Origin of the sequence: Rhodococcus sp. p52 (assembly GCF_000763325.2) — a bacterium.
GTDB lineage: Bacteria > Actinomycetota > Actinomycetes > Mycobacteriales > Mycobacteriaceae > Rhodococcus > Rhodococcus pyridinivorans.
Genome location: NZ_CP016819.1, coordinates 59,248 through 70,377 on the forward strand (window position 1 = coordinate 59,248; position 11,130 = coordinate 70,377).

Below are 11,130 nucleotides of genomic sequence, written 5' to 3' on the forward strand. Positions count from 1 at the left end.
AGTTCCGATCGCTAGGCGACCGGGCCTCCGAAGATCTCGATGGGCTTGCTGTCGGCCGTGAGGGTCACGAGCGCGCGCTTGGTGTTCTTGCGCTTGCCGTAACCGAACCGGGTCCGCTTGCGCTTGCCCTGACGGTTGGCGGTGTTGACGCTGCTCACCTTGACGCCGAAGACCTTCTCGACGGCAATCTTGATCTGCGTCTTGTTCGAGTCCGGGTGGACCAGGAAGGTGTAGGTGCCTTCTTCCATCAGCCCGTAGGACTTCTCGGAGACGACGGGAGCCAGCAGGATGTCGCGAGGATCGGCGATCGTGCTCACTTGCTCTCCTCCTTCACTTCCTGGCCGGACTCGGCCGGCCCGTGGATGAACGTGTTGAGCGCCTCGACGCTGAACACGACGTCATCGCTGTAGAGCACGTCGTAGGTGTTCAGCTGATCCGGCGCGAGCGCGTGGACGTTGGGAAGGTTCTGAACCGACTTCCACGCCGCCACGTCTTCACGGCCGACGACGAGCAGGACCTTCTTGCGGTCGCTGATCTCGCCCAGGAACGTGCGAGCACTCTTCGTCGACGGGGTCTGACCCGCGACGAGTTCGGTGATCACGTGGATGCGCTCGTTGCGCGCCCGGTCGGAGAGGGCTCCGCGCAGGGCGGCGGCCTTCATCTTCTTGGGGGTGCGCTGGCTGTAGTCGCGCGGCTGCGGGCCGTGGACGGTGCCACCGCCGGCGAACTGCGGCGCACGGGTCGAGCCCTGACGTGCGCGGCCGGTGCCCTTCTGGCGGTACGGCTTCTTGCCACCGCCGCGGACCTCGCCGCGGGTCTTGGTGGCGTGCGTTCCCTGGCGGGCCGCGGCGAGCTGCGCGGTGACGACCTGGTGCAGCAGCGCGATGTTCGCGGGAGCGTCGAAGATCTCGGCGGGGAGATCGACGGAGCCGGAGGTCTGGCCACCGGGGGCCTTGACGTCCAGGGTCAGCTTGGTTGCGGTCTCGGTGCTGGTCATGCCCGTGCACCACCCTTCACTGCGGTCTTGACGATCACGAGGCCGCCCTTGCGACCCGGGATCGCGCCCTTGATCAGCAGCAGACCGTTCTCGGCGTCCACCTTGTGGACCGAGAGGTTCTGCGTCGTGATGCGGTCGGAGCCCATACGGCCGGACATGCGCGTGCCCTTGAACACGCGGCCCGGGGTGGCGCAACCACCGATGGAGCCCGGACGACGGTGCACGGCCTGCGTACCGTGCGACGCACCCTGGCCGGCGAAGCCGTGACGCTTCATGGTGCCGGCGAAGCCCTTGCCCTTCGAGGTGCCGGTGACGTCGACGTAGGCGCCGTCCTCGAACACCTCGGCGGTGAGTTCCTGGCCGACCTCGTACTCGGAGGCGTCCTCGATCCGGAGCTCGACCAGGTGACGGCGCGGCGTGACGCCGGCCTTCTCGAACTGGCCGCGAACCGGCTTGTTGACCTTGCGCGGCGCGATGGCACCGTAGGCGAGCTGCACGGCGTTGTAGCCGTCGCGCTCCTCGGTGCGGATCTGCGTGACCACGTTCGGTCCGGCCTTGACGACGGTGACCGGGACAACCCGGTTGTTCTCGTCGAAGACCTGGGTCATGCCGAGCTTGGTGCCCAGGATTCCCTTGATCTGGTTAGTCATGTGTTGTCTCCGCTGCGTCTTTCACAAGCTCGCTGTAATCGAATGTCACTGAATGTTGACGTCGACACTCGCCGGGAGATCGATGCGCATGAGCGCGTCGACGGTCTTCGGCGTCGGGTCGAGGATGTCGATGAGCCGCTTGTGCGTCCGCATCTCGAAGTGCTCGCGCGAGTCCTTGTACTTGTGCGGCGAGCGGATGACGCAGTACACGTTCTTTTCAGTGGGCAACGGCACCGGGCCGACCACGCGGGCACCCGTACGGGTCACCGTCTCGACGATCTTGCGCGCAGATGCGTCGATCGCCTCGTGGTCATAGGCCTTGAGCCTGATGCGGATCTTCTGTCCCGCCACGCTTAGTGTCCTTTTCTTGCCGCGTTTCGTGATCCCCGGCGGAGCCGGAAACCACCTCGTCTGCACAGTTCCCCGGGGAACGGCGACCGAGAACAGCGCTCGAAACACAGTGCGAGCCGGACGTATCCGATCCGCTTGCCGCTGTTCATCTGTCATTGTTCTCCGGCCCACGCGGTCGGGCGTGTCGGCCCGCCGCTCATTCCCCGGCGTCGATGCTCGAAGGCTTCGACACCGCAAGGAACGGAACCGGCTGCGCTCCACAGGAGCACACAGGGGTACTGCTTCCGTCTTGCATGTGGCCGCGACCAGGCCGTGAGGCTCGATCCGCGACTGTCACGTCTTTCCCGATCCGAGCCGCAAAACATCCATGGCCCGGTCAAGGCAACCCGACCAGTATGCAGGAGCACGGCCGAGAGTTCAACTCACGACGGTGCGTGATGTACACCTCGGCGATACGCCGTGCGGTCGGATCCGCGTGGTCGAACCTAGCCGATGGGGTTCATCGGCAGGGTCCGAACCGGAGCGGCCGCCCCGATCGTATTCGTCGGGTCGGGACCGGGGCCCGGCTGCACCTGCGCGACCTCGGGGACCCGTGCGCCGGCGGCGACGAGCTGCGGCTCGTCGCGCCAGATCGGCAGTGCCTCCTGCAGTTCGAGCCCGATGCCGATGAGACGTTCGTCCTGCCACGGCCGCGCACCGAGCTGCACACCGACCGGCATCCCCGTCGCGGCGGAGTACCCGGCGGGCAGGGTCACCACGGGGGCACCGGAGTAGTTCGCCCATCGCACGGGGCCCGTCACTCCGGCCGTGACACTGATGCCGAGGAACTCCTGGCGTCGTGCGCCGTCGACGGAGGCGCCGGGCAGCATGATCGCGTCGAGATCCTGGTCGACGAACATCCGGTTGTAGTCGCTCTGGTACCGCAGACGGTCGCGCTCGAAGGTGAGGTAGTCGCCCACCGGCACGGCCAGCGAGGCCACCGCCGTGCCCGCGGCCACCGCGTTCTCGGGGCGATACAGGCCGAGCCGGTCGGTGAACTGCTGGTGGTAGGCACCCATCTCGACCTGGTCGCCGGTCGCGAGGGATTCCGGCAGGGACGGCATCGTCACCGGGACCGTGACCGCACCGAGCGATTCCGCCACCCGTGCCGCGTCGTCGACGACGCGCTGCACCGCCTCGGGGGGTGCGGGATTCGTGTTCACGGGCAGTCCGATCCGCACGCCGGCGAGGGGACTCGCTCCCCCGGCGGCCGTCACCGGATAACCGCCCTCGGGAACGTCGGGGCCGAGTGCCGTGATCGGGTCGGCCGGATCCGCGCCCGCGAGCACGGTCATCATCAGGGACGCGTCGGCGACGCTGCGGCCCATCGGACCCACGTGGTCGCGGGTCCAGGTCAGCGGGATCATGCCGTGCGAGGTGATGCGCCCGTAGGTCGGCTTGATCGACGAGACACCGCAGGCGCTCGCCGGGAACCGGACCGAACCGCCGGTGTCGCTACCGATCGCGAGGGGCGCGAACCGCGCGGCGAGCACGGCCGCGCTGCCGCCGGACGATCCGCCGGGCGACATCTCGGTGTTCCACGGATTGCCCACCTGAGGGGTGGCGACACCGATCGCGAACTCGTCGGTGTGCGCGTGCCCCATGAGCACCGCACCGGCGTCCTCGAGTCGACGCCACACACCCGAGTGCCCGGCCGCGATGTTGCCCTCGAGGACGCGACTCGACGCGGTGAGCGGAAGCCCGGACACCGCGAAGATGTCCTTGAGAGCGATCGGGAGCCCGCACACGAGCGGCGCCGGGGTCCGATCGCGGCGCGCACGGGCGAGGCGCTCCCCCGCCGCCTCGGCCGCCGCGTAGGCCACTTCGGGGTAGAGCCGGATCCACGCACCGATCGCTCCGTCGTACGAGCGCGTGCGGTCCAGACAGGCATCGAGCAGTTCGCGCGGGTGCAGTTCGCCGGCGTGCAGCAGCGCTGCCGCCTCGGCCGCACTCATCCTCGCGGGATCGGTGACGGTGTCGGGTGGAGGAAGCCTGCGTGGCGGAGCCGCACGACCGCTCCCCGCGGTCGCACCCCACGCGAACAATCCGCCGGCGGCCCCTCCCAGTAACCGTCGGCGTGATACTCCGGTGCTCACCCGCCAACCAAACCATCCAGTGCGTTGCGAGCCAGGTTAGGGCACGGTAGGTGTGCCACATGTCACCTCCGGCTGTGATGCTACCGAGACCGTGAAGTGACAAGGCGGATCATGTACTAGGAGAAGGCGCGCAGCTGGGGGACGGATGCGGTCGCCTCGCACGAGCGGTTGCTGCAGGCGCTGCGCACCGGTGACGTCGAGGCCGCCGGACGCGAGACGCGCGAACACTTCACCGACGGGGCCCACCGACTCGTCGAACACCTCGAAGATCTCGGCGTCTGGTCCTGACCGACCGGCGTGAACACCCCGAGGGGAAGGGACGTCGGCGCCGACGCGCATGTCCGTCCACCCCTCCCGGGATCGTGCGCACCGGTACGATTCCGACGGTGACGGACCGACCCGTCCCCGACGGGGACCGAGATCTACGGCGGGGGGTGATGTGAGCGATCACGACCAGGCAGTTCTCGTGGAGGACGTCCACAAGTCGTTCGGCGACGTCCACGCACTCGACGGGATCAGCTTCTCTGCACCGCCGGGCCGTGTCCTCGGCATCCTCGGCCCCAACGGCGCCGGCAAGACCACGATGGTCAAGGTGCTGTCGACACTGTTGCGTCCCACCTCGGGTCGCGCCGTGGTCGCCGGGCACGATGTGGTCGCCGACGCCGCAGCGGTCCGGCGGTCGATCATGATGACCGGCCAGTTCGCCGCGCTCGACGACACCCTCACCGGCCGGGAGAACCTGATCCTGTTCGGCCGCCTGATGGGTCTGGACAAGAAGTCGGCCACCCGGCGCGCCGACGATCTGCTCCGGGAGTTCGATCTCGTCGACGCCGGTCGCCGCCCCGTGAAGGGTTATTCCGGCGGTATGCGCCGACGGGTCGACATCGCGTGCGGCCTCGTGGTCCGTCCCAAGGTGGTCTTCCTCGACGAGCCGACCACCGGTCTCGACCCGCGCAGCCGGCAGGGCGTGTGGTCGCTGGTGGGGGCGCTCAAGGACCAGGGCATCACGGTGCTCCTGACGACGCAGTACCTCGAAGAGGCCGACGTGCTGAGCGACAACATCATCGTCATCGACAAGGGCACCGTGATCGCGGAAGGCACCGCGAACCAGCTGAAGTCCTCCGCGGGTGGCACCCACTGCGAGATCGTTCCGGCCGACCCGCGGGCGATACCCGAGATCCTGCACGCCCTGAACGGTCTTCTCCCCCAGGACGTCCTGGTGGGTACGGTCCCCGACACGGATCGGGTGTCCGTCCCGGCACCGGACGGCGCCGCGACCCTCACCGAGGTGCTGCGGCGCATCGAACCCCTGGGCATCGAACTCGCCGACATCGGTCTGCGACGTCCCTCGCTCGACGACGTCTTCCTCCGCCTCACCGGGCACTCCGCTTCCGACGGCGGCGGTCCGACGGACGGTGGCCCTACGAACGGCGGCCCGACAGCGCCGCCCGAGGCGGAACGAGCGGTGCCTGCGCCGGCAGGTGAGCGGCCGTGACGGCCCGCACCGACGAGACGGTCCGCGGGACGGAAGCCTCCACGGTCTCGTTCACCGACTCCTCGTCCACCCTTCCCGCACGTCGGGGAGGTGTCCACCGCCGGATCACGCCGTCGGGCGTCGAGCAGTGGTGGGTGCTGACGCTCCGGTCGTTGCGCACGATGGCGCGGTACGGCGAGTTGGTCCTCGCGGTCCTGGCACCGTTCGTCTTCGGTCTCGGCTTCTATCTGCCGCTCAAGTTCGTGATGCAGTTGCAGGGCATCGACTACGCGCAGTTCCTGATGCCCATCATCGTGTTGCAGTCGATGGCGTTCACCGCCATCTCCGCGGCGCAGCTGGCAGCGCAGGAGGGCACGACCGGTGTGACCTCGCGTCTGCAGACGATGCCCGTCGCCCCGGCGGCGCCCCTGGCGTCACGGATGACGGCGAGCATGGTGCGGTCGGTCATCTCCTTGGCCGCGGCGATCGGATTCGGTTATCTCATCGGTTTCCGTTTCTCCGCCGGGCCCGGGCAGGCAGCGTTGTTCTGCGCGACCGCACTGATCATCAGCCTGTTGTTGTGCCTGGGCGCCGACGCGATCGGATGTCTGTCCCGGAGCCCCGAGGCCACAGCGCAGGCGCTGACCCTGCCGCAGCTGATCCTCGGGATGCTCTCGTGCGGTTTCGTGCCCGAGGAGGGATTCCCGGAGTGGATCAGACCGTTCGTCCGCAACCAGCCGATCTCACAGTTCTCCTTCGCGATGCGCGACATGGCCCAGGACGGCGTGACCTGGGAGGTCTTCCGGCCGAGCCTGTTCTGGATGATCGGGCTGGCCGTGATCTGCATCCCGGGCGCCGTGTGGGCCGCGACGAGGCGGGAGTGAGTCGATGAGCAAGACCGTCGAGACACAGCGGGCACGGGCCCGATCGCGGGAGCGGGCAGGGACTCCGGGTCGCGCCTTCGCCTATCCCGAACCGGATCGCGTCCGCAGCGAGAGTTCCCTCGGCGCACTGTGGGAGCACAGCCGCCTGCAGTGCGGTCGCCTGCTGCTCCGCTGGGCCCGCGATCCGGCCACGATGATCCAGGCGCTCATCTATCCGGCGCTCACCCTGGTGATGTTCCGCATCGTGCTCGGCGACAGCATCACCGCCGCGACCGGCTATTCGTCGATCTTCGGCACCGTGCCCATGATCGTGCTCGTCGGCGCGATGTTCGGCTCGGTCGTCAGCGCGGTGGGGCTGCGCACCGAACGCGATTCCGGCCTGCTGAGCCGGTTCCACACGCTGCCCGTCCACCGCTCGTCCGGTCTGGTGGGGCGGTTGATGGCGGAGATGGTGCGCGTGTTCGTCACCTCTCTCGTGATCTTCGGCGCCGGCATGGCGTTGGGTTTCCGGTTCACGCAGGGCATCGGCCCCACCCTGCTCAGCCTCGTGGTCCCACTGATCTTCGGTCTCGGATTCGCGATGATGGTGACGGCTCTGGCGACCCTGCCGGGACGCACTCCCCTCGTCGAGACCGTCTCGATCCTGTGCACGCTGCTCATGTTCTTCAACTCGGGGTTCGTGCCGGTCATGGCGTATCCGAGCTGGCTGCACCCCGTGGTGGCGAACCAGCCGATGTCCTGCGCGATCGACACCATGCGCTCGCTCGCGATGGGCGGTCCGATCGCGGAACCGTTCCTGAAGACGGTCCTGTGGTCGGCCGGGATGGTGGCGATCTTCGTCCTCCCCGCCGTCGTCGGATATCGGCGCTCGGCCGAACAGAATTGATCCGAGCGTCACCCGTCGAGCCGACTCGACCACACGAATGGGGAAGGCCCCTCTCCGCTGGGCGGTTTCAAGGGGTCGACGCAACACCGCTGTTAGTTGGTGGGGATTAGATCACGCAGACGCTCGGCTGGAGTATCCCAGCCGAGCGTTTTGCGTGGCCGGCCGTTGAGTTCCTGGGCGACGTGCTCGAGGTCCGCCGGGCTGTAGACACTCAGATCGGTGCCCTTGGGGAAATACTGCCGCAGCAGTCCGTTGGTGTTCTCGTTGGTGCCGCGTTGCCAGGGGCTGGCCGGGTCACAGAAGTACACGGCCATATCGGCGGCGATACCGAACTGTTTGTGCCGGGCCATCTCGGCGCCCTGATCCCAGGTCAGCGAGCCACGAAGATGCGCGGGCAGGTCTTTCATCGCGGCGATGAGCGCGTCCCGCACGGATTCGGCGTCGTGCCCGTTCGGCAGGTGCAGCAACATCGTGTAACGGGTGGTGCGTTCGACGAGGGTGCCGATCGCGGTCTTGTTCAGCTCACCGGTGATCAAATCGCCCTCCCAGTGTCCGGGCACCGCACGGTCGGCGACCTCGGCGGGCCGGTCACTGATCATCACCATCGGATCGGTGAATCGCTGATACCGCTGACCGTCCGCGCGGTGCGGTTTACGTCTCGCCCGTCCGGTCCGAAGTGCCTGTTGCACGTGCTTTTTGAGCCCACCTCGAGCTTGGAAGTAGAGGGCTTGATAGATCGTTTCGTGGCTCACCCGCATACTTTCGTCGTCGGGATGATCCCGGCGCAGACGGTGCGAGATCTGCTCCGGCGACAACTTCCGGGACAGGCCTTCCTCGACCGCTGCCCGCAGGACCGTGTTCACCACCAGTTTGGACTGCTTGGGCCGCGCCCGGGCGGCAGCGGCGGCTCGATCGGCCTGATACGGCAGGTACCTGCCCTCGATGCTGTGCCGACGACCCTCCCGCGAGACGGTCGAGACGTTCTTGCCGATCCGAGCGGCGATGGCCCGCAACGAATCCTCGACGAGCAGGCCGTCGGCGATCGCGATCCGGTCCTCGGTCGACAGATACCGGTCGCTGATCGCCGGCCGTCCGCTGTCATCGCAGGTCACTCTGGTCGCACTGGTCACAGACTGTGTGTAGACGGTTCCGTGGTGGTAATCCACGACCCGCCCATCGGGGTGAATCCGCTTGCTGTTCGAACGCCGGATCCCCTGCCGCCAGTCCCGTGCGGTGCGTTCGTTGACCCCGACCTCACGGGCTGCTCGTCTGGCCGACCACCCGGCTGCGATCAACTCCAGACAACGACGCTTGGCTTCGGGTTTGCCCTTCGGCGAGATCTTCCCTGTGCGGACCAGTCCCTCGTCGACCAGGATCCGGCGGGCCACCGAATGCGCCACCTTCGAGGCCTTCGCCGCCCGGGTGATCGAACCGGTCTCGTTGTAGACAGACACGATCAGCGCAGGGTCGGCGGTGCCGGCCCGGCCACGGGATCTACCCGCCGGCCGGCCGATCGCCCTCAAAATCGCGTAACACCGCTGTCGGGGCAGCCCGAATGCGGCCGCGGCCTCCTTGACCGGAATCCCGGCATCGATCAGTCGTGCCAGTTGGTCACCGAACCGGTCGCAGTCCTCCGTAAACGACATGATCGTCGCAACCTCTCGTTGAGAGTGTTGCGACGATCATGTGAACCCCCCTGGCGAAGAGGGGCCTTCTCACACCTGGTCGCGACGGACCGGCCGGACTTACGAAGTCAGACCGAGTGCCTTCTCGAGGACGGGCCACGAATCCTTGAGGTCGTCCTGCCAGTAACCCCACGAGTGGGTGCCGGAGTCGCGGAAGTTGTAGGTGGCGGGGATGCCCAGCTGGTCGAGGCGGCCACGGAGGTTGTGCGTGCAGTAGTTGGTCGCAGCCTCGATGACACCGCCGACGATGATCTGGTTGGCGAGCACGTCGACCTCACCGTCGATTTCGGGGCCGGCCAGGGTGTCGTAACGTCCGGGCAGGCCGGTGCCGTTGGAGATGTACAGATCGAGTCCGCGCAGCTCCTCGGCGTGCACGTAGGGATCGTTCTCGACCCAGGCCGGATCGTCGAGCTCGCCCCACATGTTGCGGGTGTCGCCGCCACCCCAGGTCTCGACGACGAGCTTGACGAACTGCTGACCGATCGGGTCGGAGGTCTGCGCGCACCCGCTGTAGGCCGCGACGCCCTGGTACAGGCCGGGAGCAGCGATGGGCAGCTGCAGGACGGACGTACCCGAGGACGACAGACCGGCGATCGCGTTGACGCCGTTGGTGCCGAGCGCGGCGTCGATCAGCGGCGGGACCTCCTTCGTAAGGAAGGTCTCCCACTTGTTGACGCCGAGCTCCGGGTCCTCGTTCTTCCAGTCGGTGTAGTAGCTCCACTTTCCGCCGACCGGCGAGACGACGTTGACGTTCTTGTCCTTGAAGAACTCGATCGCGTCGGTACGGAAACGCCAGGTGGCACTGTCCTCGCCGCCGCCGGCGCCGTTGAGGAGGTACAGCGTCGGGCGCGGCTCGCTCGTGTCGGCCGGACGCCAGACGTCGAGCAGGATCTCCTTGTCCATTGAAGCGGAGTACACGTAGACCAGCAGCTGCTGGTCATCGTACTTCTCGATACGAGTGATCTTCGAACCGTTTTCACTGGTTACCGACTGGAGCGGTTGCTGGCTCTCTACCACCGGGTCCGCCGGCTGTGCGATTGCCGGAGCGAACGACAACGCCGCCGAAAAAACTGCGCATGCCGCGCCAACGGTCAATACACGAAGTCGTCCGGATCCTCGCATCGGATGCTTCATACGGTTCTCTCACCTTTTCGAGTTGGGCAGCGGTTGTCGGCGTCGGGTTCGACGGTGACGAACGGAACCTACCTGATTACAGGTTTCGTACAGTTACATGCGTCGGGATGCGGAAGCAACTCGTTACATCTGCTTCCTTCTCAGGTACTCGTCGAGTACAGGGCCGATCGCCGCGAGCGACTCCGGCGTCATCATCGCCCCGTGGACGCAACCGACCGGAACGTCCTTGATGCTGCCGGTCACAAGATGTGACCACTGCTGCTCGACATCGTCCTGGTTCGGCGAATGATCCGCAGCGGTGAAGTAGAGCAGATCCCCCTCGAAAACACCCGGAGTATGCGAGGCGATGAGCTCGGCGGAATGGAGCGCACCTTCGTACAGGTCTCGAAACCGCTCGGGAGAGAGGGCGAACATCTCCTGCGGGATCATCTCCCACAACTTTTCCAGGTGTTCGTCGGACAATGCCATCACGTTGTCCCCATCCTCAAGGACGACGCCGATCTGGGCGAGCTCGTCACGAATGGTGTCCCGGAAATCCCCCACCTTCAGGTTCAGTCGGCTGTCGAGCATTGTCAGACTCCCAACCTGTTCGTTCTCCCCCTGAAGACGGACAGCCATTTCGTGAGCGAGCACGCCACCGAGCGACCAGCCCATCAGATGATAGGGCCCTTCGGGTTGCACAATCCTGATCTCCTCCACATAGCGGGCGGTCATCTCGGCGAGGGACTTAGGTCGGTAACCGTCCTCCGACAGAATCCGGGATTGGACGCCATAGACAGGACGGTCGCGCACAAAATGGGTCAGACCCGAATACGTCCATGCCAAACCGTACAGAGGATGCACACAAAAGAGCGCCTTGCCGCTACCACGAGTCCGAAGCGGCAACAGGATCTGCATCGAATTGTCGTCCGACGGATCGAACGCTTCCCCGCTA

The 11,130-nt window shown here is 66.7% G+C and carries 11 protein-coding genes and 1 pseudogene; 4 read left to right on the forward strand and 8 right to left on the reverse strand.

The annotated features are described in order from the left end of the window. Nucleotides 1-11: 11 nt before the first annotated feature. From rplW to IM25_RS00430, 5 genes are all read right to left on the reverse strand, one after another. Nucleotides 12-317: a 50S ribosomal protein L23 gene (gene rplW / locus IM25_RS00410; RefSeq protein ID WP_006554608.1), complete on the reverse strand. Its 306-nt coding sequence runs from the start codon at nt 315-317 to the stop codon at nt 12-14. Beyond that, the gene (gene rplD, locus IM25_RS00415; RefSeq protein ID WP_006554609.1) at nt 314-997 is read right to left on the reverse strand and encodes a 50S ribosomal protein L4; all 684 of its coding nucleotides are present in this window, start codon (nt 995-997) and stop codon (nt 314-316) included. Before rplD ends, rplW begins: the two co-directional genes overlap by 4 nt. Beyond that, nucleotides 994-1,647 (reverse strand): 50S ribosomal protein L3, encoded by a 654-nt coding sequence (rplC, locus tag IM25_RS00420; protein ID WP_006554610.1) that lies wholly within the window; start codon nt 1,645-1,647, stop codon nt 994-996. Before rplC ends, rplD begins: the two co-directional genes overlap by 4 nt. A gap of 45 nt (nt 1,648-1,692) precedes the next feature. Further along, entirely contained in the window at nt 1,693-1,998 is a 306-nt protein-coding gene (rpsJ, locus tag IM25_RS00425; RefSeq protein ID WP_003938093.1) for a 30S ribosomal protein S10, read from the reverse strand. Between the two features lie 485 nt (nt 1,999-2,483). Then, a complete protein-coding gene (locus IM25_RS00430; RefSeq protein WP_033096991.1) occupies nt 2,484-3,992 on the reverse strand; it encodes an amidase in 1,509 nt (502 codons plus the stop codon). A 282-nt stretch (nt 3,993-4,274) separates the two neighbouring features. Here IM25_RS00430 and IM25_RS00435 point away from each other — a divergent pair. From IM25_RS00435 to IM25_RS00450, 4 genes and pseudogenes are all read left to right on the forward strand, one after another. Continuing rightward, a pseudogene (locus IM25_RS00435) lies at nt 4,275-4,421 on the forward strand (GntR family transcriptional regulator); the annotation flags it as partial. 151 nt (nt 4,422-4,572) lie between these two features. Next, nucleotides 4,573-5,628 (forward strand): daunorubicin resistance protein DrrA family ABC transporter ATP-binding protein, encoded by a 1,056-nt coding sequence (locus IM25_RS00440; protein ID WP_033096989.1) that lies wholly within the window; start codon nt 4,573-4,575, stop codon nt 5,626-5,628. Next, nucleotides 5,625-6,491, forward strand: coding sequence for an ABC transporter permease (locus IM25_RS00445; protein ID WP_033096988.1), 867 nt, complete (start codon nt 5,625-5,627; stop codon nt 6,489-6,491). The genes IM25_RS00440 and IM25_RS00445 overlap by 4 nt, the downstream gene beginning before the upstream one ends. Nucleotides 6,492-6,495: 4 nt before the next feature. After that, nucleotides 6,496-7,377, forward strand: coding sequence for an ABC transporter permease (locus IM25_RS00450; RefSeq protein ID WP_065995629.1), 882 nt, complete (start codon nt 6,496-6,498; stop codon nt 7,375-7,377). A 92-nt stretch (nt 7,378-7,469) separates the two neighbouring features. On the opposite strand, the gene IM25_RS00455 is transcribed toward IM25_RS00450, so the two are convergent. The 3 genes from IM25_RS00455 to IM25_RS27545 form a co-directional block, all read right to left on the reverse strand. After that, a complete protein-coding gene (locus tag IM25_RS00455) occupies nt 7,470-8,669 on the reverse strand; it encodes an IS30 family transposase (protein WP_198162556.1) in 1,200 nt (399 codons plus the stop codon). Nucleotides 8,670-9,122: 453 nt separating this feature from the next. Beyond that, on the reverse strand, nt 9,123-10,184 hold the full coding sequence (locus IM25_RS00460) for an alpha/beta hydrolase (RefSeq protein ID WP_033097162.1): 1,062 nt from the start codon (nt 10,182-10,184) through the stop codon (nt 9,123-9,125). A gap of 135 nt (nt 10,185-10,319) precedes the next feature. Further along, a complete protein-coding gene (locus IM25_RS27545) occupies nt 10,320-11,093 on the reverse strand; it encodes a thioesterase domain-containing protein (RefSeq protein ID WP_442971922.1) in 774 nt (257 codons plus the stop codon). Between the last annotated feature and the right edge of the window lie 37 nt (nt 11,094-11,130).